The following is a 22278-nucleotide window of genomic DNA, read 5'->3' as shown; positions in this document are numbered from 1 at the left end:
CCGCCTGCGCGGCGAGCCGGTCCGCGGCCGCGCGCTCGGCGTCGGCGAGGACCGCCTCGACGAGGTCCGCGACCCGCGCGGTGGCGTCGGGGACGCCGACGCGCGCGGCGGCCTCGCCCATGGCACGGCGCTCGTCGGCGGCCTCGGGGGCGAGCAGCGGCAGCAGGTGCGCGGCGATCCACGCGCCGGTGAGCTCCTCGTCGGCGACGAGCAGGCCACCGCCCTCGGCGACGACGGGCTGGGCGTTGAGCCGCTGCTCGCCGTTGCCGACGGGCAGCGGGACGTACACGGCGGGGATGCCGAGGGCGGCGAGCTCGCTGACGGTGCCCGCACCCGAGCGGCACACGACGAGGTCGGCGACCGCGAGGGCCTGCTCCATCTCGCTCAGGTACTCGCGCACGTGGTACCGCTCGGCACCCGGGATGCCGCGCACGGCGGCGCGCACCTCCTCGGCCTTGCCGGTGCCGGTGAGGTGCAGGACCTCGACGCCGGTGGCGAGGATCTCGCGGGCCTGACCCGCGACGGCCCGGTTCAGCGACAGCGCGCCGAGCGAGCCGCCGGTGACCAGGAGCGTGACCCGGGCGGGGTCGAACCCGAGCTCGGCCGCGGCGCGGCGGCGGCTGCCGTCGAGGTCGGCCTCGCGGTCGGCGAGCAGCCCGGCGATCTCGGGCCGCAGCGGCAGGCCGGTGACCTGGGCGTGCGGCAGCCGGGTGCCGGGGAACGTCACGGCGACGGCCGCGGCCTGGCGCGCGCCGAGCCGGTTGGCGAGGCCCGCGCGGGCGTTCTGCTCGTGCACGACGACCGGGACGCCGCGCGAGCGGGCCGCGAGGTAGGCGGGGGTCGACACGTAACCGCCGAACCCGACGACGGCGGTCGCGCCGACCTCGTCGATCGCGGCACCGGCGGCGTCGACGGCCTGGCGGAGCATCCGCGGCAGCTTGAACCAGTCGGGGGTGGGCCGCCGGGGCAGGGGCACCTTCGGCACCACGTGCATGTCGAGGCCGCGCTCGGGCACCAGCCGGGACTCCAGACCCTCGGCGGTGCCCAGCACGGCGAGGCGCAGCTCGGGGTCGCGGGCGCGCAGCTCCTCCGCGACGGCGAGCAGCGGGTTGACGTGCCCGGCTGTGCCGCCGCCCGCGAGCAGCACGGCACGCGGCGGGACGACCCCCGGCTCACCCCGCTCGCCCGCCGCACCCGGCTCGCCCGCGTCCGGCACCGCGGGGACGGCCGTGGTCGCGTCGTCGGCGTCCGTCGGGGGGATGGCGTCGGGTGCGGTCACGGGGTCCTCCGGTTCGGGTGGTGCGGGCGGCCGGACCGCAGGTCGTGCGGTCCGGCGCCGAGGGGGGTGTCACGCACGGGTGCGGCCGATCACGGCGAGCGAGCGGCGCACGACGCTGGGGCGACCGGCCAGGGCCTCGGCGGCCCCGGGTTCGGTGCGCGCGAACGACAGCACGACGCCCAGCGCGACGAGGGTGGTGATCAGCGCGGAGCCCCCGGCGGACACCAGCGGCAGCGGCACGCCGATGACGGGCACCAGGCCGATGACGACGCCCATGTTCACCAGCGCCTGCCCGATGATCCACGCCGCGACGGCACCGGTGACGATCTGGGCGAACGGGTCGCGGTGCCGGGCGATGATCCGGATCATCGCGAACGCCAGCACGCCGAACAGCGCGAGCACCAGCAGCGTGCCGATCAGGCCGAGCTCCTCGCCGATGATCGCGAAGATGAAGTCGTTGTGCGCCTCGGGCAGGTAGGACCACTTCTCGCGGCTGGCCCCGAGGCCGAGGCCGCCCCACCCCCCGGTGGCCATGGCCTGGAGCCCGTGCTTGGTCTGGTAGCACCCGGCGGCCTCGTCGCAGTCCCCGGAGAAGTGGTTGAGGATGCGCGCGGTGCGGTTGTCGCTGCCGATCGCCATGACGGCGACGGCGACCCCGGCGAGCAGCCCGGCGCCCGCGAAGATCCGCATCGGCACGCCCGCGACGAACAGCGCCCCCGCGACGAGGATCAGCATGATCATCGCCGTGCCGAGGTCCCGGCCGAGCAGCACGAGCCCGACGGTCCCGGCCGCGATCGGCAGCGCCGGGATGGCGGCGTGCTTCCAGTCGTCGAACAGCGGCTGCTTGCGCACCAGGATCATGCCGAGCCACACCGCGAGGGCGAGCTTGAGCGCCTCGGAGGGCTGGGCGGAGAACCCGGGCAGGTAGATCCAGCCGGTGTTGCCGCCCTTGCTCCGCCCGAGGGGCGTGAACACGAGCAGCTGCAGCACCACGCCGGCGCCGAGCAGCGGCCAGGCGAACCGCTGGTACGTCGTGGGCTTCACGCGCGACGCGAGCCACATGAGCGGAAGCCCGATGAGCGCGAACTGCGCCTGGCTGAGGAACACCGCGTACGGCGAGCCGCCGTCGGCGAGGGACTCCACCGAGGAGGACGAGAGCACCATGACGAGGCCGATGACGAGCAGCAGCAGCGTCGCGCCGAGCAGCAGGTAGTAGCTCGTCACGGCGCTGTTCCACTGCCCGAGGCGGGAGCGCCCCGGGGGCGCGGCGTCGGGTGCCGGTGCGTCGGTCGTCTGGGCCATCGGCGCCGGGGTCACCCCCTCGGGTGCCGGGCGCGGACCTCGGCGGCGAACGCCTCTCCCCGCGCGGCGTACGAGGCGAACTGGTCCATGGACGCGCTCGCCGGGGCGAGCAGGACCGTGGTGCCGTCCGCGGACGCGGCCCGGGCGGCCGCCAGGCGGGCGGCCTCGGTCACGGCGCGGGTCATCACGGACCCAGTGTCACCGGGATCGACCCGGACGACGGGGACGTCCGGGGCGTGTCGGGCGAGCGCGTCGGCGAGCGGCCCCGCGTCGACGCCGATGAGCACGACGGCGTGCAGCCGGTCGGCGCGGGCGGCGACGAGGGCGTCGAAGGTGGCGCCCTTGGCGAGGCCGCCCGCGATCCACACCACGCTGCCGGGCCCGAAGGCGGCGAGCGCGGCGGCCGCGGCGTGCGCGTTCGTCGCCTTGGAGTCGTCCACCCAGCGGACCCCGTCGGCGTCCGCGACGGTGGCGATGCGGTGCGCGCCCGGCTGGTAGGCGCGGAGCCCGTCGCGGACCGCCTCGGGCGGGACGCCGTGCGCGAGGGCGAGGGCTCCGGCGGCGAGCGCGTTCTGCACGACGTGCGGCGCGAGGCCGGAGGCACCGGCCCCGCCGGACAGGTGCGCGAGGTCGGCGACGGTGGCGAGCTCGCCGGCGTGCGTGTGCCGCAGGGCGGTGAACCCCCGGTCCACGAGCACGTCGTCCACCAGGCCGACCTGGCCGACGCCGGGCGCGCCGAGGGTGAAGCCCACCGCGACCGCGCCGTCCTGCACGTCGGCCTCGCGCACCAGGTGCTCGGTCGTGGGGTCCGCGGCGTTGTACACGCACGCGACCTCGACACCGGTGAAGACCCGACCTTTGTCCTCGGCGTAGGCGTCGAGGGAGCCGTGCCAGTCGAGGTGGTCGGCGGCGACGTTGAGCACCGCGGCGGCCTGCGCGGCCATCGAGGTGGTGTGGTGCAGCTGGAACGAGGAGAGCTCGACGGCCAGCACGTCGAGGTCCGGGTCGGTCGCGGCGAGCACGACGGGTGTGCCGACGTTGCCGACGGCGGCCGTGCGGCGCCCGGCCGCGCGCAGCACGGACGCGAGCATCTCGACGGTGGTGGTCTTGCCGTTGGTGCCGGTGACGGCGAGCCACGGCGCGGGTCCCCCGCCCGCGGCGCGGTCGACCCGCAGCCGCCACGCGAGCTCGACCTCGCTCCACACGGGGACGCCCCCGGCCCGCGCGGCGACCAGCAGCGGGTGCGTCGGCGGCCAGCCCGGCGACACCACCACGACGTCGGTGGAGCCCAGCGCGCCGTGCGCGAGGAAACCGGTGACGTCGGTGTCCGCGTCGGCGGCGCGGTCGTCCACGGTGGTCACGTGGGCGCCGAGGCCCGCGAGGACGTCGCGGGCCGCGCGCCCGGACACCCCGAGCCCGGCGACGACGACCCGCGCCGACGCCAGCGCGTCCCTGGTCAGGTCGGAGCCGCCCACGGTCAGCCTGTCACCCACTCCGCGTAGAAGATGCCGATGCCGAGCGAGACGAACAGCCCCGCGATCAGCCAGAACCGGATCACGATGGTGACCTCGCCCCACCCCGAGAGCTCGAAGTGGTGGTGCAGCGGTGCCATCTTGAACACCCGTCTGCCGGTCATCTTGAAGAAGCCGATCTGGATGACGTCGGACAGCACGATGATGACGAACAGGCCGCCGATGATCGCGGCCAGCACCTCGGTGCGGGTGACGATCGACAGGCCGGCGAGGGCACCGCCGAGGGCGAGCGAGCCGGTGTCGCCCATGAAGATCTTGGCGGGGCTGGCGTTCCACCACAGGAACCCGAAGCACGCGCCGGTGATCGCGGCGGCGACGACGGCCATGTCCAGCGGGTCCCGGGTGGCGTAGCACCGGGCGCCGGCGGTCAGGGCGCAGCGCTGGTTGAACTGCCAGACGCAGATGATCACGTACGCGCCGAACACGATGAGCGAGGACCCGGTGGCCAGCCCGTCGAGGCCGTCGGTGAGGTTCACGGCGTTGGACCAGGCCGTGATGAGGAAGTTCGCCCAGATCACGAAGAGGATCGCGCCGATCGTCGCCCCGGCGAACGCCAGGTCGAGGCCGGTGTCGCGGATGAACGAGATCGACGTGGACGCCGGGGTGCGCAGGGTCGCGTCGGGGAACTGCAGCGCGAGCACCGCGAACGTGATGCCGACGAAGCCCTGGCCGACGATCTTCCACTTCGCGGACAGCCCGAGGCTGCGCTGCCGGGAGATCTTGATGTAGTCGTCGAGGAACCCGACGACGCCCAGCCCCGTCATGAGGAACAGCACCAGCACGGCGGACGCGCTGGGCACGTTGCCCGAGACCAGGGCCGCGACCGCCCAGCCGAGCAGGGTCGCCGCGATGATGACGACGCCGCCCATCGTCGGCGTGCCGCGCTTCGTGTAGTGCGCGGTCGGGCCGTCCTGGCGGATGAACTGGCCGTACTGCCGGGCGACCAGCAGCTTGATGAACAGCGGGGTGCCGAGCAGCGCCACGACCATCGCGACGCCACCGGCGACGAGGACGGAGATCACGCGCGCACCTCCGTCGTGCCCTCGGCGACCAGCAGGTCGCCCAGGCGCCACAGCCCGGCGTCGTTCGAGGACTTCACCAGGACGACGTCGCCCGGGCGCAGCTCGGTGCGCAGCAGCTCCGCCGCCGCGTCCACGTCGTCCACCATGACCACCTCGTCGCCCCAGGACCCCTCGCGCTGCGCGCCGGCCGCGATGCCCAGCGCCCCCGGCCCGACCACGACGGTCAGGCCGATGTTCAGCCGGACGACCTGCAGGCCGATCGCCTCGTGCTCGGTGCGGGAGTCCGCGCCGAGCTCCATCATCTCCCCCAGCACCGCGACCGACCGGCGCTCGCGCCCCGCGAGGACCGCGAGGGCGCGCAGCGCGGCGCGCATGGAGTCGGGGTTCGCGTTGTACGAGTCGTCCACGACGGTCACGCCGTCGGCCCGGTCCACCACGTGCATGCGGTGCGGGCTCAGCGCGTCGGCGGCGGACAGCCCGGCGGCGACGTCGGCGAGCGGCAGCCCCACGGCGAGCGCGGCGGTGGCCGCGGCCAGGGCGTTGGGGACGTGGTGCTCCCCCACCAGCCGCAGCTGGACGTCGGCGGTCTCGCGGGCGGTCGCCCCGTCCCGCGGCGGCACGGCCCCGGCGTCGAGCGTGAACCCGACCCGTCCGGCGCGGTCGACGCGCAGGTCGCGGGCGCGCACGTCCGCGCCGGTGGTGGTGCCGAAGGTCGCGACCGGTCCCGGTGCGCGCTCCGCCATCGCGAGGACGCGGTGGTCGTCGGCGTTGAGCACGGCCACGCCGCCGGGCACCAGGCCCTCGACGAGCTCGGCCTTCGCGCGGGCCACGGCGTCGATGCCGCCGAAGCCCTCGAGGTGGGCGTGCCCGACCACGAGGACCACCGCGACGTCGAGCGGCGCGATGTCCGTGAGGTAGCGCAGGTGCCCGATGCCGGACGCACCCATCTCGAGCACCAGGTACCGGGTCTGCTCGTCGGCGCGCAGCACCGTGAGGGGCAGCCCGATCTCGTTGTTGAACGACTTCTCGGGCGCGACCGTCGGGCCCGCGGCACCGCAGAGCTGCGCCAGGAGGTCCTTGGTCGTGGTCTTGCCGACGGAGCCCGTGACGCCGATGACCTTGAGGTCGGCACCGCCGGGCTCGACGGCGGCCTCCCGCAGCCGGGCCAGGACGTCGCGGGCCAGGTCGCCGAGCGCGCGCTCGACGTCGTCCACCAGCACCGCCGGGACGGGCGCACCGTCCTCCGCGGTGACCTCGCGCGCCGCGAGGGCCGCCGCCGCGCCGGCGGCGACGGCACGCGCGGCGTAGTCGTGACCGTCGACGTGCTCGCCCGCCAGGGCGACGAACAACGACCCGTGCTCCACCTGGCGCGAGTCGACCACGACGGGCCCGGTGACCACGGTGGCCGGGTCGACGTGGTGCAGGCGCCCGCCGGTCGCGGCCGCCACCTCGGCGGCGGTCAGCGCGATCACGCGTGCTGCCCCTGCTGCTCGTGCGCCCGCGCGGTGCGGTCGGCGTCGGCGGCGCGCAGGACGTCGCGGTCGTTGTACCGGTGGAAGACCCCGGCGATCTCCTGGGTCGGCTCGTGGCCCTTGCCGGTGATGATGATGGTGTCCGTCTCCGTGGCGAGGTCGAGGGCGTCGTGGATGGCCTGCGTGCGGCTGGTGGCCTCGTGCACGTCGGCGAGGTCGGGGCGCTCCTCGCGCACCCCCGACAGGATCGCGGCGCGGATGGACGCGGGGTCCTCCGAGCGCGGGTTCTCGTCGGTGACGACGAGGACGTCGGCGAGGCGCGCGGCGATGGCACCCATGATCGGGCGCTTGCCCTGGTCGCGGTCGCCGTCGGAGCCGAAGACGATCACCAGGCGCCCCGGGGTGATCGGGCGCACGGCCTCCAGGGCCAGCACCAGCGCGTCCGGGGTGTGCGCGTAGTCGACCAGGCACAGCGGCCGCTCGTCGGGCGCGGGGCGGCGCTCGATGACGCGCTCCATGCGGCCCGGGATCTCGTGCGCCGTGGCGACCGCGTCGATCGCGTCGGCCAGCGGGACGCCCGCGCGGTGCGCGAGCACCACGGCGAGCGCGGCGTTGGACACGTTGACCAGGCCCGGCAGCGGGCTGGCCGCACGGTGCTCGGTGCCGTCGGGCCCGCGCAGCACGAACGACGAGCCGACGCCGTCCAGGCCGATGTCGGCCTCGGTGACCGCCCAGTCGGCGGTGGCGGCCTCGGGGGCGCCGACGTGCGTGGCGACGGTGTCGACCGGGACCTCGGCCTCCTCGGCCAGGCGGCGGCCCCAGGCGTCGTCCACGACGACGACCGCGCGCTGCGCGTGCCCGGCGCGGAACAGCTGGGCCTTGGCCTGGAAGTAGCCCTCCATGTCGCCGTGGAAGTCCAGGTGGTCGCGCTGCAGGTTGGTGAACCCGGCGACGCCGACCTCGAGGCCGTTCATGCGGCCGAGGGCGAGCGCGTGCGAGGACACCTCCATGACGGCGGCAGTGGCCCCGCGCTCCAGCCCGGCGGCGAGGATCGACTGCACGACCGGCGCCTCGACGGTGGTGCGGGGGCTCTCGATGGCCTCGTCGCCGATGCGCAGCTCGACGGTGCCCATCACCACGGTCTTCTCGTGCGCGCGCCGCAGCGCCGCCTCCACGAAGTACGTGGTGGTGGTCTTGCCGTTGGTGCCGGTCACACCGACCGTCGTCACGCGGCGGCCCGGGTGGTCGTGCAGCCACGCGGCCAGGTGCCCCGCGACGCCGCGCGGGTCCTCGACCAGCAGCACCGGCAGGTGCGCCGCCTCGGGGATCCCGGCGACCACGGCCGCGCCGGCGGCGTCGGTCACGACGGCGACCGCGCCGCTCGCGACGGCCTGCGCGGTGTGCGCCGCGCCGTGCGTGCGCGCACCGGGGACCGCCACGAACACGTCGCCGGGCAGCACGTCGCCGCTCGCGACGGTGACACCCGTGGTCTCGAGGTCGTCCGGGACGCCGGCGCCACCCGCCGTGACGAGCGCGAACGCGTCGGCGAGGTCGGCGACCCGGCGGCTGTGGGGGTGCTCCGGGCGCAGCCGGCCCTGCGGGGACGTCATGAGGTGAATCTACCGCGAGGCGCCGGACCGGCCGTCCCGGCGGACGTGGTATGGGACCGGCAGGCCGGCGCGGCCGACCTCACCACTCGGTCGGGTAGAGCTCGGGCTGCGTGCCGCTGGGCGCGACGCCGAGCTCCGTCAGCGCGTACCCCGCGACGTCAGCGAACACCGGCGCCGCGACCGTGCCGCCCCACACCGAGGACGACGGGTTGTGCAGCACGACGCTCACGGCGATCTCCGGGTCGTCCACCGGCGCGACGCCGATGAACGACGCCGTGATGCCCTGGGAGCCGTCCGCCATCCAGTTCTGCGCCGTCCCCGTCTTGCCCGCGACGCGGTAACCGGGGATCTGCGCGGTCGAGCCGGTGCCGCCGTCGACGGCGCTCTCCATCATCGACAGCACGGTCCTCGCGGTCTCCGGGGACACGACCTGCGTCTGCTCCGCCGCCTGCGCGGGCGTGAACGTGCCGTCCGGCTCCGTCCAGCCCTTCACCAGGTGCGGGGCGACGCGGAGTCCACCGTTCGCCATGGTGGCGAACACCTCGGTGGCCTGCAGCGCGGTCACGGACACGCCCTGGCCGAACAGCACGGCGTACTTGGTGCGCCCGTCCCAGCGGTCCGCGTCGTGCAGGATGCCCGCGGACTCGCTGGGCAGCTCCACGCCGGTCTTCGTGCCGAAGCCGAACTTCTTCAGGTAGTCGTACCGCACCTGCTGCGGGATGTTCTGGCCGATCATCACCGTGCCGGTGTTGGACGACTGGGCGAGGATGCCGGTCGTCGTCAGGCGCTGGCCCGCGTGCTCGTGGGAGTCCTTGAACGTCTGGTCGTTCGAGGTCGTGTACTGGTACGGCACCTCGAACTGCGTGTACGGGTCGACCAGGCCGGTCTCGATCGCCGCCGCGAGCGTGATGATCTTGGCCGTCGACCCGGGCTCGAAGACGTCGGAGACCGAGCTCGACCCGCCCCACAGGTCGGTCGTCGCCCCCGGGTTGTTCGGGTCGATCGTGCGGGACTCCGCGATGGCGAGGATCTCCCCCGTCTTCGGGGACACGATGACGATCGAGCCGGACGTCGACCCCGTCGCCGCGACCTGCGCCTCGATGGCCTGCTGCGCCTTCCACTGCAGGTCCGCGTTCAGGGTGAGCTGCACGCTGCGCCCGTCGGTGGCCGGGGTGGACTCCTCGTAGCCGCCGGGGATCTGCTGCCCGCCGCGCCCGCGCTCGTACACGGTGCTGCCCGGCGTGCCCGTGAGCTCCTCGTTCAGCACGGACTCGATGCCCTGCGCGCCGACGCCCTCGCCGTTGACCCAGCCGAGCACGTTGCCCGCCAGGTTCGTGTTCGGGTACACGCGCTCGGCGACCTGCTCCGCGCCGATGCCGTTGATCCGCAGCTCGCGCACGGCCTGCCACACCTCGGGCAGGACGCCCTTCGCGACGTACTTGAAGCCGGCGTCGCCGTCGAGCGTCGCCCCGAGCTCGGCAGCGTTCACGTCCAGCAGCGGTGCCAGCAGCTCCGCGGCGCCCGCCGCGCCCTCGTAGGTGGTGCCGTCGACGCGGGCGCTCCAGTCCGCGACCAGGTTCTGGTTGACGGAGATGTTGTACCGGTCGACGGACGTCGCCAGCACCTCCCCGTTGGTGTCGGTGATCTGCCCGCGCGACGCGACGAGCTGCGCCGAGGTCAGCCGGCCCTTGAGCGCGTCGGCGGCGATCTCCTGGCCCGCGACGCCCTGCAGCCACACGAGGCGACCGGTGAACACGACGAGCAGCAGCGCCACCAGCACCACCAGCACCGTGCGGCGCCGGTCCAGCAGGGCGATGCTCGGCCCACCCGCACGACGCGGGCTCCACGGGCCCGACGGGCCGCGGGGCGTCGGGACGCTGCCCGCGGGGGCCGGGCGCACGGCACGACCCGGGCGCGTCGGCGCCGCCGTGCGGCGCGGGGTGCGGGTGTCCCCCGTCACGGGGCCGGCTCCACACCACCGGACACGGTGCCGTCGGCCAACCGCAGCCAGCCGGTCGCGCCCGCGGGCTGCATGCCGAGCTCCGTCGCGCGCGCCGCGAGCTGCGCGGGCGACTTGTTCGCGTCGATCTCCGCCGAGAGCTGCTGCTCCGAGCGCGCCAGCTCCGCCAGGCGCACGTCCATCGTCCGGGTCTCGTAGGCACCGGCGGCGAGCTGCGTGTTCAGCAGCAGCGCCGACAGCAGCGCACCCGCCAGGATCGCCATGCAGGTGACGACGAACGGGACGTGGGTGCGCGCCTGGGCCGGCGGGCGCACCACGCGCAGCCGGGGCCGGGGCGCGGGCGCCGACGTCGCGGGGGCGGAGCGGGGGCGGACGCGCGGGGCGCTCACCCGCGCGGTGGCGTGCTCGGCGCTCATGCGGGTCTCCTCGGTCCGGGTCGGGTGCTGCGGGACTTGCTGCGGGATGTGCGCGGTGCCGGTGCGGCGCCGGGGCGCAGGTGCTCGGGCGTCGGACGCAGCCGCTCGGCGGCCCGCAGCCGCACCGACTGCGAGCGCGGGTTGCGGGCGAGCTCGACGGCGTCGGCCTCCTCCGCCCCGCGGGTCAGCAGGCGCAGGAACGGCGCATGCGTGTCCGGGACCACCGGCAGCCCGGGCGGGGCGCTGATCTCCGCCCCCGCGGCGAACGTGCGCTTGACCAGGCGGTCCTCGAGGGACTGGTACGCCTCCACGACGATGCGCCCGCCGACCACCAGCGCCTCCACCGCCGCGGGCACGGCGCGCGCCAGCACGGCGAGCTCGTCGTTCACCTCGATCCGCAGCGCCTGGAACGTGCGCTTGGCCGGGTTGCCGCCCGTCTGGCGCGCCGCCGCGGGGATGCCCGCCCGGACCAGGTCCACGAGCTCCGACGTGCGCTCCAGCGGCGCCTGCTCCCGCGCCTGCACGATCCGGCGCGCGATCCGCTCGGCGAACCGCTCCTCGCCGTACTCGCGCAGCACCCGGACCAGGTCCTCCTCGGCGTAGGTGTTGAGCACCTCCGCCGCGGTGCGGCCACGCGTGGCGTCCATCCGCATGTCGAGCGGCGCGTCCTGCGCGTAGGAGAAGCCGCGCTCGGCCTCGTCCAGCTGCAGCGAGGACACGCCCAGGTCCATCAGGACGCCCTGCACACCGGGCAGGCCCAGACGCTCGACGACCTCGGGGATCTCGTCGTACACCGCGTGCACCGGCGTGAACCGGTCGCCGAACCGGGCGAGCCGGGCCGACGCGAGCGCCAGCGCCTGCGGGTCGCGGTCGATGCCGACGACGCGGACGTGCGGCAGGGCGTCCAGGACGCCCTCGGTGTGCCCGCCCATGCCGAGCGTCGCGTCCACCATCACCGAGCCGGGCTCCGCGAGCGCGGGGGCCAGCAGGTCGATGCAGCGCTGCAGCAGCACGGGGACGTGCCGGTCGGCGGCGTCGCGCTCGGCCATGCGGGCCTCCTCTCGGGGGTGGTGCGGGGTGGTGGCTGGTGCCGGGTCGTGCTCGGTCGTGCTGGGTCGTGCTCACGACGGGGATGGTCGGGCGGCCCCTCCGCCGTCCGACCAGATCCCCCACCGGCCCTCTGACGCGGGGAAGTGCGTCAGAGCTGCCGGGGGGAGGTCTCGCCGGGCGGTGGTGCTGGCCGTCGTCCCTGCCGTGCGGGTGGTGCTGTCGTGCGTGGTGGTGCTGGGTGGTGCTGGGTGGTGCGGGTCGTGCGGGTCGTGCTGGTCAGAACGCGCCGGGGAAGACCTCCTCGGCGGTCTCGGCGTACCCGGCTTCCTGCTCCGCCAGGTACGTCTCCCACGCCTCCAGGTCCCAGATCTCGACCCGGGTGCCGGCGCCGATCACGGCGACGTCCCGGTCGAGCCCGGCGTAGGCGCGCAGCATCGGGGGGATCGAGATGCGCCCCTGCTTGTCCGGCGTCTCGTCGGAGGCACCGGACAGGAACACGCGCAGGTAGTCCCGCGCCTGCTTCGAGGTGACGGGGGCCTGGCGCAGCTTGTCGTGCATCCGCGCGAACTCGTCGAGCGGCAGCAGGAACAGGCAGCGGTCCTGACCCCGGGTCATCACCAGACCCTGGGCGAGCTGGGGGCGGAACTTGGCCGGGAGGATCAGCCGCCCCTTCTCGTCCAGCTTGGGGGTGTGCGTCCCGAGGAAGGGCACGGCGGCGCCGAGTCCGGCCAGCGTCTGCTCGAACCCCACGTCGCCCTCCTCCCCGGACCGCGCGGTCGGGCACCTTCCGGCACCCGATGGCTCCACGGTACTCCACTTCGCTCCACCTGCACTCGTGGAATCGGGCGCACCAGGGTGAAAGTGAGGTGTTGATGCAGGTCATGAGTGGTGGAGCGCGGTGGAGGGAATGCGGGGTCACCATCCCGCCCGGCGCGTCCGAGGCCGGCGCCCCGCCCGACGGATCTCCGGACCCTCCCCGACGTCCGCGCAGGTCAGAGACCCGCGACCCACCTGCGACCGCCCCGGCGCGCAGCGACGGCGTCGGTGCGGGGAGGGAAGTGGAGGCACCCGGAGGGCGGTCACCCCGGTCAGGGGTGAGATCACCTCCCGCGCCGCCCCGTGTCCGCTTAGGCTTCCCCCAGTCGACCGAGGGGGACCCCCATGCCGCGAGCAGTGCCCGACGCGTCCCAGATGGACGAGCTCATCACCGTCACGGACCGGATGCGCGAGGGCATCGAGGGCGTCGTCACCGGCCGCCCCGACCTCGTCCGCACCGCCGTGGCCGTGCTGCTCGCCGAGGGGCACCTCCTGCTGGAGGACGTGCCCGGCGTCGGCAAGACCACGCTCGCCAAGGCGCTCGCGCGCACCATCGACTGCACCGTCGGCCGGGTCCAGTTCACGCCCGACCTGCTGCCCAGCGACCTCACCGGCGTCACCATCTACCGGTCCGCGACCCAGGAGTTCGAGTTCCGCCCGGGTCCCGTGTTCTCCCACGTCGTCATCGGCGACGAGATCAACCGCGCCTCCCCCAAGACGCAGGCCGCGCTGCTCGAGTCCATGCAGGAGGCGCAGGTCACCGTCGACGGGACCACGTACCCGCTGCCGCGCCCGTTCCTCGTCGTCGCCACCCAGAACCCCGTGGAGATGGAGGGCACGTACCCCCTGCCCGAGGCGCAGCGCGACCGGTTCATGGCGCGCCTGACCGTCGGCTACCCGAGCGCCGAGGCCGAGCTCGCGATGCTGGAGGTCCAGGAGACCTCCGACCCCCTGGCGCACCTGCAGCCCGTCACCGACGCCGCCCAGGTCGCCCGCCTCGTCGAGACCACGCGCCACCTGTACGCGTCGACCGCCGTCAAGCAGTACGTGGTCGACCTGGTCTCGGCCACCCGCGACGACCCGGCGCTGCGCCTCGGCGCCTCGCCGCGCGCCGCCATCCAGCTGCTGCGTGCCGCCAAGGGGCTCGCCGCCGTGCACGGGCGCGACCACGTCCTGCCCGACGACGTGCAGCGGCTCGCCGAGCCCGTGCTCGCGCACCGGCTCATCCTCAGCGCCGAGTCCCGGCTGTCCGGCCGGTCCGGGCAGGACGTCGTCGCGGACCTCGTCGCCCGCACCGCCGTGCCCGCCGCCGCGCCCGTGCGCTCCGGGGTCCGCGACCGGACCGCCGCGGCGGGCTGATGCGCCTGCGCCCGACCCGGCGCGGCACCGGGCTGCTCGTGCTCGGTGCCGCCGTCGCCACCACCGGCACCGCCCTCGGCTCGACCGACCTGCTCACGCTCGGCACGCTCCCCGTGCTGCTCGTGCTGCTCGGCCTGCTCGGCGTCGGCCTCGTGGACCCCGGGCGCGGGCGTGGGCTGCGCACCCGCCGCACCGTGCGCCCCGACCCCGTGCACGCCGGACGCAGCGCCGACGTGCACGTCGAGGTCGCGCTCACCCGCGGCGCGTCCCGCGCCCGGCTCGCCGACCTCCGGCTGCGCGAGCAGGCCGCCGTCGAGCTGTCCGGCGGACGCCCCCTGCGCGCCACCGTCTCCCGCGAGCCGCGCGCCGTCCGGCTGCGGTACCCCGTGCAGGCCACCCGGCGCGGCCGCTGGGCGCTCGGCCCCCTCGTCGTCACCCGCACCGACCCGTTCGGCGTCGCCCAGGTCCGCGCGACCCTCGGCGAGCGCGAGACCCTCACCGTGTGGCCGGCCGTCGCCGACCTGCCCGCACCCCGCGAGCTCCTCGTCGCCGAGCCCGAGCGGTCCGTCGTCGGCGCGCGCTCCCCCGCCGCCGACGACGCCGCCCTGCGGGACTACCGGGTCGGGGACGACCTGCGCCGCGTGCACTGGCCCAGCAGCGCCCGCCGCGGCGAGCTCGTGGTGCGGTCCGACGAGCGCGCGGGCATGCGCCCCGTCACCGTGCTCCTCGACCAGCCGCCCGCCGGGGAGGACCTGGAGTGGAGCATCTCGCTCGCCGCGTCCGTCGCCCTCGCGATGCACGGAGCCGGGCACCCCACCCACCTGCTCACCGGCACCGCCGTCGACGACCCCCGCGCCACCCGCGTCGAGGCACCGGGGCGCCAGCAGCTCCTGGAGGCCACCGTCGACCTCACCGGCCACGACACCGCGGCCGCCGCCCGCGACGCGCTGCTCGCCGAGATCCGCGGGCTCGACGAGACCGACGGCGGCTCCGGCCTGGTCGTCGCCGTGCTCGGACCCCAGGGCACCGACGGCCGCGCCGCCCTCGCCGGGGTCAGCCAGACCCGCCCCGGCTGGGCCGTCGTGCGCGGCACCGAGGACCCCGCCGCCGACGCCACCGCCACGGCCCTGCGCCGCGCCGGGTGGCGCGTCGTCCAGGCCGACCCCGGCGACGACCTCGCCGGGACCTGGTGGCGGCTCACCGGAGGTGCCGCGTGAGCGGCGGCAGCGCGCTGCGCCACGGCTGGCGGTCCCCCACCGCCACCGCCCTCGTCGCCGTCGCCACGGTCACCGCGCTCGGCGCCCTCGCCGGACTGCTCGCACCCGGGTCGTGGACCTGGCACGCCGCGCTCGCCGTCGGCGCCACCGCCCTGCTCGTCGGCGGGGTCCGCTCCGTCACCCGCTCCCCCTGGATCCCGTCGGCCACCGGCCTCGTCGTCGCCGCCTACGTCCTGCTCGCCTGGTACGCCACCCCGCCCGGCGGCAACCCCCTGCTCGTCGGACCGGCCACCGTCGAGCGCGCCGGGCAGGTCATCGCGCAGGCGTCCCAGCTCATCGAGAGCTCCGTCGTCCCGCTCACCGCCTGGCCGCCCGTCGAGATGATCGTCGTCGGCGCGGCCGTCCTCGTGTTCCTCGCCGCCGACCTGCTCGCCGTCGGCTGCGGGATGCCCGCGCTCACCGGCATCGCCTTCGTCGCCGTGTGGACCCCCGGCGTCGTCCTCGGCTTCAGCGGCAGCACGTGGGCCCTCGCCGGCACCGGGTTCGCGTACCTCCTGCTGCTCGCCCTCGCGCAACCCCCGGCCGCCCGCGACCGCGGCGGACGACGCGCCGCCACCGTCCTCGCGGGCTCCGCCGCGCTGGTCGCCGTCACCCTCGTCGCCGGGCCCCTCGTCGCCGCCGTGCCCGCCTGGTCCTGGGTCGACCTGCCCGACGTCGGCACCGGCGCCGTCGGACCCGTGCGGCTCGCCGACGACCTCGACCTGCGCGACAGCCTGCGCCAGCAGTCCAACCAGGTCGTGCTGCGGTACTCCGTGTCCAACGAGGACGAGGGCGACGACATCGCCGCCGCCACCGCCGGGCTCGTCGGACCCCTGCGGTCCTTCACGCTCCGGGACTTCGACGGACGCTCCTGGCAGCGCGACGCGAACGCCGAGCTCACCGAGTGGGACCGCGACGGCCTCCTCGCCTCCGACCCCGACCTCGTCGGCGCCGCACCCGACCCCGGGCGCGGCACCCTAGCCGCCGTGGACGTCGAAGTCGGGGCGCTGCGCGAGCAGCGCCTGCCCGTGAGCACCTTCCCGCGCACCGTCGACATCGAGGGCCCCTGGAGCTACGACCCCGCCCGGGACGAGGTCGTCGGCCGGCAGCGCACCGACGTCGACACCACCTACCGGATGACCGTCGAGGTCCCCGACCTCACCCCCGACCTGCTGCGCGGCGCCACCGGCGACCTCCCCGACGGCATCGAGGCGTACCTCGACGTCCCCGGCACCGACCACGAGGCGGACCTGCGCGGCCTCGCCGCCGAGATCACGGCCGGAGCCGCGACGCCCTACGACCAGGCCCTCGCCCTGCAGACCTACTTCCGCGACAGCACGCAGTTCCGGTACGACACCACCGTCGAGGCCGGGTCCAGCGACGACGCCGTGTGGGACTTCCTGCAGAGCCGCAGCGGGTACTGCGTGCAGTTCGCCACCTCCATGACGGTCCTCGCCCGCACCCTGGGGATTCCCGCCCGCCTCGGCGTCGGGTTCCTGCCCGGCGACCTCGGCTCCGACCGCCTCTACCGCGTCACCGGCGCCGACGCGCACGCCTGGCCCGAGCTCTACTTCCCGGGCACCGGGTGGGTGCGGTTCGAGCCCACCCCCGCCGTGCAGACCGGGCCCCCGCCGTCCTGGAGCAACCCGTTCCGCGCGTCCGAGCCCAGCGCCGCCCCGACCTCCGCGGCGCAGCAGCCCAGCGCCGCGCCCAGCAGCACCACGACCACCGGACCCGACGACGACGGCTCCGCGCTCCCGGGCGCCCCCGACCCGGGCACCCCCCGCGGCCCCCTCGTCGCGCTCCTCGGGGTCCTCGTCGCCGGGGCAGCAGCCGCTCTCGTCGTGACCGTCCTGCGGCGGCGCCGTCCCGCCGGGCGCCTCACCCCCGAGGTCGCCTGGCAGCGCCTGCGCGACCGGCTCCGACGCGCTGGCATCGGCTGGGCCGACGCGCACACCCCGCGCCAGGCCGTCGCCGCCGTGCGGCAGCAGGTCGCTGCGCGACGGGGTCGCCCCCTGGGTCCCGACGCGGACCGGGCCCTCGCCGCCCTCGCGACCGCCGTGGAGCGGCAGCGCTACGCACCCGACCCCGAGGCCCACACCCCCGAGGAGCTGCAGGGCTGGGTCGGCGCCGTCCTCACCGACGTCTCGCAGGGACGACGTCAGGCGAGCGCACCGCCCCCCGAGGCGGCCACGGCCTGACGCCGGGCGTCACGACCGGTGTCCGTGGCGCCCGTGCGCACCGGCAGCCGGGCTCCGACGGGCGGCGGCGACCAGGTTCACGCCAGGGTCGGAAGGCGTGCGCGGTGGCGGTGGGCACGTGCGTGGTGCCGGCGGGCGTGCGCGGTGCCGGCCGGCGTGCGCGGTGCCGGCGGGCGTCGGACACGGCGCGCCCGTCTCCGTCACCGGTGCGCGCGGTGGCGCGCACGGCCGTCGCGGGCGCGCATGCACGCACCTGCTCGCTCATCGCCCACGCCGGGTGGATCCGCGCACATGCAGGAGCGGTTGGTCGACCCGCTCAGCGAGCGGGTCGACCCAGGTGTCCGTCGGGACGGGCGTGCGGCGTCAGCGACCCTGCTCGCGCCGCTTGTCCCAGCGGTCCTCCATGCGGTCCATGAACCCCTTCTTCCGCGGGGCGGGCCGGGACGCGGTGCCGTCGGGGCGCACGACGCCGACGGGTCCGGTCGCCGTCCGGCGCGGACGGGTGAACGCGATGGCGACGGACGCGAACATCACGACGAAGCCGAGCACGCCCAACCACACCTCGGACGACGCAGCGCCGCCCACCAGCAGCAGCAGACCTACGACGGCACCGATGCCGCCCAGGACGTACCGCATGACCGGCTTGCGTCCACGCGAGGTGAGCGTGTTGGCGAGCCGGGGATCATCAGATGTGAGCTGCCGCTCCATCTGCTCCAGTACACGTTGCTCGTACTCGGAGAGAGGCATTCCTACCCCCGTGCTCCGCCGTCGGGACTCTCTTGACCTCAGGATAGAGGGCGTTCGGCGAACTCGGTAGTCGGGCGGCGTCCAGGACGGGGTGATGCTGCGGACACCGGTCCGCGGGAACCTTCCGGGCCACCGGACCGTTCGCGCCGAGCCGCACCCGGCCCCACGACCTGCGGGTCCACCTCGGGCGCCAGACCCGCGGCGGGGCTCTGCCCGGGCGCCCGCTCCGAGCGGCCGACGGCGCGCGTCCCGGACCCGATCGCGGAGCGACCGAACCGCTCCCGCACCAGGTCCATCACCACCTCGGCGTCGCGGCGGGCGTCGGCGCTGCCGGACACCGCCTCGTCCAGCGTGGGCTGCCGGACCGCGTCCCGCGCGGGCACCAGGCCCTCGGCCCGGACGCCGACCAGCCGCACGGGCAGCCCCCCGAGGTCGACGGCGGCCAGCAGGTCCCGCGCGACGAGGTACAGCTCGCGGCCGACGTCCGTCGGCTGCGGGAGGGTGCGCGACCGGGTCAGCGTGCGGAAGTCGGACGTGCGGACCTTGATCGCGACGGTCCGCGACGCGAGCCGCTGCTCCCGCAGCCGCCCCGCGCACCGGTCGGCGAGCTCGAGCACCTTGCTCTCGACGACCCGCAGGTCGTGGATGTCGACCGCGAACGTCTCCTCCGCCCCGATGCTCTTCTCGTCCCGACCGGGGACGACCGGGCGCGGGTCGCGCCCCCAGGCGAGGTCGTGCAGGTGCGCGCCGCTGACCCGCCCGACCGCGCGCTGCACGGTCGTGACGTCGCTGTCGGCCAGCTCGGCGACGGTCCGGATGCCCCAGCGCTCGAGGGCGGACGCCGTCCGCTCCCCCACGCCCCAGAGCGCGCCGACCGGGAGCACCCGGAGGAACGGCACGGTCGCGGCGCGCGGCACGAGCAGCACGCCGTCGGGCTTGGCGTGGCCGGACGCGAGCTTCGCGACGAACTTGGTCGCGGCGATCCCCACGGAGCACGTGATGCCGTGCTCGGCCTGGACCCGCTCGCGGATGAGCGCGGCGATCCGGGTCGGGCTGCCGAGCCGGCGGCGCGCACCGCTCACGTCGAGGAACGCCTCGTCGACGCTGACCTGCTCCACGAGCGAGGTCACGTCGCGCAGCACCGCCATGACCCGCTGCGAGACCTCCTGGTACGCCGCGTGGTCCGGTGGCACGACGACGGCCTGCGGGCACAGCCGCCGGGCGGCCGACATCGGCATCGCGGAGTGCACGCCGAACGCGCGGGCCTCGTAGGTCGCCGCGAGCACGACCGAGCGCTCGGACCCGCCGACGACCACCGGTCGCCCACGCAGGTGGGGTCGGCGCGCGAGCTCCACCGAGGCGAAGAAGGCGTCCATGTCGACGTGCAGGATGGAGCAGCCGTCCTCCTCGCTGCCCCAGTCGCGGCGCGCCAGCTCGGCCCGCGGCCCGCGGCTCACGGGGCGCCCGCCCGCGTCGTGGCGTTCACCCCGCGTGCGCGTCGGCGAGCGCTGCGCCCTCGAGCTCGGCACGCACGACGTCCAGGAAGTCCTCGGCGTGGCACAGGACCTCCTCGGCGCGGGCGCTCGACACGGCGTCGAACCGCCCGGCGTCCACGGCAGCGCGCAGCCCGGCCCCGCCGGCGAAGTACCCGGACCAGCGTCCGAGCTCGGGGGCCGCGGCGTCGAGCAGGTCCCAGACCGTGCGCGGCGCGCGACGGCCCGACAGCGGTCGACGGACGGCGAGCACCGCCGCACCGGCGCGCAGCGCGGCCAGGTGGGCGTGGGTGAACTGCTCCCAGGGCTCCGAGGAGAACTGCGCCGCCACGAGCTCGGCGTCCGCCCGCTCCAGCAGCTCGGTGGCACGGCTCGGCAGACCGGGGACGCCCGGCGCCGCGCTCCGCGGGGCACGAAGGGTGTTGACCGACATCGCGCACCTCCCTCTCTCGACTTCCCCAGTATCGAACACCTGTTCGAACGCGTCAACCCGTACGGTGATCCTGTGGCACGTCGCGACAGGTCCGGATCGAGCAGCAGGTCGAGCCGACCGGCCCGACCAGGACAAGAGTCGCACCGGCCACCGACACGCGGCTCGCGCGGCCCCGCGGAGCCGCGCTGGCCGTCCGGCCCCGTGCCGATCACCACGGGCACCGCCGAGGTGCAGCGCTCCCCCGACGACCCGGACGCGGTGACGCTGCTCGTCAACGGCGTGCCGAGCTCGCACCTCGACCTGTCCGACCCGGAGCGCCTCGACTTCGAGTACATGCAGCAGATGGCGGCCGTGCTCGACCACCTCCCCGCGGACGGCGGGCTGCGCGCGGTCCACCTGGGCGCCGCCGGGTGCGCGCTCGCGCGGTGGGTGCACGCCCGCTCGGCCGGGTCCCGGCAGATCGCGGTCGACCTCGACCCCGAGCTCGTCCGGCTCGTGCGCGAGTGGTTCGACCTCCCGCGCTCCCCCGCGCTGCGGCTGCGGGCGGGCGAGGCGCGCGCCGAGCTCGCGACCCTGCCGAACGGTGGCGCCGACGCCGTGGTGCGCGACGTGTTCGCGGGCGACCGCACGCCCGAGCACCTGACGACCGAGGAGTTCGTCCGCGACGTGGCGCGCGCCCTGCGGCCCGGCGGCGTCTACCTGGCGAACTGCGCCGACCGGCCGCCGCTCGGGCTGGCGCGGGCGGAGGCGGCCACGGCGGGCGCGGTGTTCGCGCACGTCGGCGTCGTCGCCGAGCCGTCGGTGCTGCGGGGGCGCCGGTACGGCAACGTCGTCGTCATCGGCACCGACGACCCCGACCTGCTCGCGGACTCCGCGCTCGCGCGCGACCTGCGCTCGCTCCCCGTGCCCGCCCGCCTGCTCACCGCGGACGAGCTCGCAGCGTTCGTCGGACGGACGCCGCCGCTGCGCGACGCCGCCCCGGAGACCGGGCCGGACCCCGAGGTCGACGAGTAGCACGGCACCGGCCGACCCGCCTGGGACGGCCAGCACGCTGAGGGCGGCACGGTACGAACGCGACGAGGCCGCACCCCCGGCGGGGTGCGGCCTCGTCCTCGATCAGCCCGGTGCGGTCCGGAGGACCCTCGGGTGGTCGATCAGCTCAGAGCGGGCGGACGCTCTCGGCCTGCGGGCCCTTCGGGCCCTGCGTGATCTCGAACTCCACGCGCTGGCCCTCCTCGAGGGAGCGGTAGCCCTGGGAGTCGATGGCGGAGTAGTGGACGAAGACGTCGGCGCCGCCGCCGTCCTGGGCGATGAAGCCGTAGCCCTTCTCAGCGTTGAACCACTTGACAGCACCCTGTGCCATGTTCTTGTCCTTCTGTCCATCCGGTGACGGCGCGGGACCTCGTGCCCCGGACCGTGCCGCAATGCCTATCCCGCGTCCTGCACCGGGTGGACCAGCCGGATGGCTGGAAGGTGCCGGGTCGTCCGCGAGGCGGTCCGACCGGCGCCGGTCAAGCGTCAGTACGTCACTGCAACGCGACGATCTTCTCACGCAGGTCACCGGCGCGCCATGGTTCTCCCGGGCCCGGAACTGCCCCGTAGGCAACGATCCGATCACGGGACGATCACAGGACGAGCACACTGACCGAGCGGTCGGGAGGTGACCTAGACCACCAGACCGGGGTGGGCGCGGCGCGCCTGCCGGCGGGTGACGAGCATGGCGACGACGCCGACCGTCCACGGCAGGGCGACCCACGCGAACGCGGACCGGAACGCGTCGAGGTCGCGGGCGTCGGACACCTGGTCGAGGACGACGCCGACCAGCAGCATGGTGACGAGGGCCCCGACGAACCCGCCGGTGTTGACGAACCCGGTGGCGGTGCCGAGCCGCGACGGCGGCGTGCACGACCGGGCGACGTCGAACGCGACGAGCGAGGTGGGGCCGCCGACGGCGATGACGACGACGAAGGCGGCCAGCACGCCGAGCGGGACGGGGGTGGTGGGCACGGCGACGGCGAGCCAGGCGAGGGCGATGGCCACGGAGGTGCCGAGGGCGAGCGGGGTGCGGGAGCCGGGGCGGCGGCCGACGAGCAGCCCGACCAGCGGTCCGGCGACGACGGCGGCGACGACGTTGAGGGTGAGCAGCGCGCTGGCCTCGCCCGAGGTCCGACCCTGCCCCTCCACGATGAACGCGAAGCCCCACAGCAGGACGACGACGTGGTTGGAGAACTGCCCGGAGAAGTGCATCCAGAACCCGAGCCACGCGCCCGGGTCGCGCAGGACGGCGCGCAGGGCGCCGGGCTCGGTCGGCCGGGCGGGCGCGGGCCGCC

19 protein-coding genes are annotated in these 22278 nt (G+C 75.6%); 4 read left to right on the top strand and 15 right to left on the bottom strand.

The window, feature by feature from the left end; all coding sequences use genetic code 11:
- The 10 genes from murG to mraZ all read right to left on the bottom strand — a co-directional run.
- A partial coding sequence (gene murG, locus EBM89_RS13715; RefSeq protein ID WP_369408656.1) for an undecaprenyldiphospho-muramoylpentapeptide beta-N-acetylglucosaminyltransferase occupies positions 1-1279 on the bottom strand: 1279 nt, incomplete at its 3' end.
- Positions 1280-1348: 69 nt separating this feature from the next.
- On the bottom strand, positions 1349-2581 hold the full coding sequence (ftsW, locus tag EBM89_RS13710; RefSeq protein WP_122149985.1) for a putative lipid II flippase FtsW: 1233 nt from the start codon (positions 2579-2581) through the stop codon (positions 1349-1351).
- 11 nt (positions 2582-2592) lie between these two features.
- Entirely contained in the window at positions 2593-4074 is a 1482-nt protein-coding gene (gene murD / locus EBM89_RS13705) for a UDP-N-acetylmuramoyl-L-alanine--D-glutamate ligase (RefSeq protein WP_233571736.1), read from the bottom strand.
- Complete coding sequence (gene mraY / locus EBM89_RS13700; RefSeq protein WP_122149981.1) at positions 4059-5135, bottom strand: phospho-N-acetylmuramoyl-pentapeptide-transferase; 1077 nt, start codon at positions 5133-5135, stop codon at positions 4059-4061. The genes murD and mraY overlap by 16 nt, the downstream gene beginning before the upstream one ends.
- Entirely contained in the window at positions 5132-6607 is a 1476-nt protein-coding gene (locus EBM89_RS13695; RefSeq protein ID WP_122149980.1) for a UDP-N-acetylmuramoyl-tripeptide--D-alanyl-D-alanine ligase, read from the bottom strand. The genes mraY and EBM89_RS13695 overlap by 4 nt, the downstream gene beginning before the upstream one ends.
- On the bottom strand, positions 6604-8217 hold the full coding sequence (locus EBM89_RS13690; RefSeq protein ID WP_122149979.1) for a UDP-N-acetylmuramoyl-L-alanyl-D-glutamate--2,6-diaminopimelate ligase: 1614 nt from the start codon (positions 8215-8217) through the stop codon (positions 6604-6606). Before EBM89_RS13690 ends, EBM89_RS13695 begins: the two co-directional genes overlap by 4 nt.
- A gap of 79 nt (positions 8218-8296) precedes the next feature.
- Positions 8297-10177, bottom strand: coding sequence for a peptidoglycan D,D-transpeptidase FtsI family protein (locus EBM89_RS13685; protein ID WP_233571735.1), 1881 nt, complete (start codon positions 10175-10177; stop codon positions 8297-8299).
- A complete protein-coding gene (gene ftsL, locus EBM89_RS13680) occupies positions 10174-10593 on the bottom strand; it encodes a cell division protein FtsL (protein WP_122149978.1) in 420 nt (139 codons plus the stop codon). Before ftsL ends, EBM89_RS13685 begins: the two co-directional genes overlap by 4 nt.
- Entirely contained in the window at positions 10590-11642 is a 1053-nt protein-coding gene (gene rsmH, locus EBM89_RS13675; RefSeq protein WP_122149977.1) for a 16S rRNA (cytosine(1402)-N(4))-methyltransferase RsmH, read from the bottom strand. The genes ftsL and rsmH overlap by 4 nt, the downstream gene beginning before the upstream one ends.
- Positions 11643-11919: 277 nt before the next feature.
- Positions 11920-12354: a division/cell wall cluster transcriptional repressor MraZ gene (mraZ, locus tag EBM89_RS13670; protein ID WP_122149982.1), complete on the bottom strand. Its 435-nt coding sequence runs from the start codon at positions 12352-12354 to the stop codon at positions 11920-11922.
- A 450-nt stretch (positions 12355-12804) separates the two neighbouring features.
- On the opposite strand from mraZ, the gene EBM89_RS13665 reads away from it, so the two are divergent.
- Genes EBM89_RS13665 through EBM89_RS13655 form a run of 3 tightly spaced genes read left to right on the top strand, consistent with a single transcriptional unit; the run spans position 12805 to position 17275 of the window.
- On the top strand, positions 12805-13818 hold the full coding sequence (locus EBM89_RS13665; protein ID WP_122149976.1) for an AAA family ATPase: 1014 nt from the start codon (positions 12805-12807) through the stop codon (positions 13816-13818).
- Positions 13818-15035 (top strand): DUF58 domain-containing protein, encoded by a 1218-nt coding sequence (locus EBM89_RS13660; protein ID WP_122149975.1) that lies wholly within the window; start codon positions 13818-13820, stop codon positions 15033-15035. Before EBM89_RS13665 ends, EBM89_RS13660 begins: the two co-directional genes overlap by 1 nt.
- On the top strand, positions 15032-17275 hold the full coding sequence (locus EBM89_RS13655) for a transglutaminase TgpA family protein (protein ID WP_122149974.1): 2244 nt from the start codon (positions 15032-15034) through the stop codon (positions 17273-17275). Before EBM89_RS13660 ends, EBM89_RS13655 begins: the two co-directional genes overlap by 4 nt.
- A gap of 363 nt (positions 17276-17638) precedes the next feature.
- Here the strand turns inward: EBM89_RS13655 and EBM89_RS13650 are convergent, their stop codons facing one another.
- From EBM89_RS13650 to EBM89_RS13640, 3 genes are read right to left on the bottom strand one after another with little or no spacing between them, the layout of a single operon-like run.
- Positions 17639-18022: an SCO2097 family morphological protein gene (locus EBM89_RS13650; protein WP_122149973.1), complete on the bottom strand. Its 384-nt coding sequence runs from the start codon at positions 18020-18022 to the stop codon at positions 17639-17641.
- Positions 18023-18060: 38 nt separating this feature from the next.
- The gene (locus EBM89_RS13645; RefSeq protein WP_199732128.1) at positions 18061-19479 is read right to left on the bottom strand and encodes a DNA polymerase IV; all 1419 of its coding nucleotides are present in this window, start codon (positions 19477-19479) and stop codon (positions 18061-18063) included.
- Between the two features lie 25 nt (positions 19480-19504).
- Entirely contained in the window at positions 19505-19948 is a 444-nt protein-coding gene (locus EBM89_RS13640; protein ID WP_122149972.1) for an SAV_6107 family HEPN domain-containing protein, read from the bottom strand.
- 201 nt (positions 19949-20149) lie between these two features.
- Here EBM89_RS13640 and EBM89_RS13635 point away from each other — a divergent pair, with 201 nt between their 5' ends.
- Entirely contained in the window at positions 20150-20962 is an 813-nt protein-coding gene (locus EBM89_RS13635; protein WP_199732127.1) for a spermidine synthase, read from the top strand.
- 145 nt (positions 20963-21107) lie between these two features.
- Here EBM89_RS13635 and EBM89_RS13630 read toward each other — a convergent pair whose 3' ends face one another.
- Both EBM89_RS13630 and EBM89_RS13625 read right to left on the bottom strand, forming a co-directional pair.
- Positions 21108-21311, bottom strand: a complete 204-nt coding sequence (locus tag EBM89_RS13630; RefSeq protein WP_122149970.1) for a cold-shock protein — start codon at positions 21309-21311, stop codon at positions 21108-21110.
- 302 nt (positions 21312-21613) lie between these two features.
- Positions 21614-22278, bottom strand: a 665-nt coding sequence (locus EBM89_RS13625; protein ID WP_147463555.1) for an MFS transporter, incomplete at its 5' end; no start/stop codon positions are given.

The sequence above is a fragment of the Cellulomonas triticagri genome (genome assembly GCF_003696205.1).
In the GTDB taxonomy this organism is placed as follows: domain Bacteria; phylum Actinomycetota; class Actinomycetes; order Actinomycetales; family Cellulomonadaceae; genus Cellulomonas; species Cellulomonas triticagri.
This window is presented reverse-complemented; position numbering and strand designations above follow the sequence as displayed.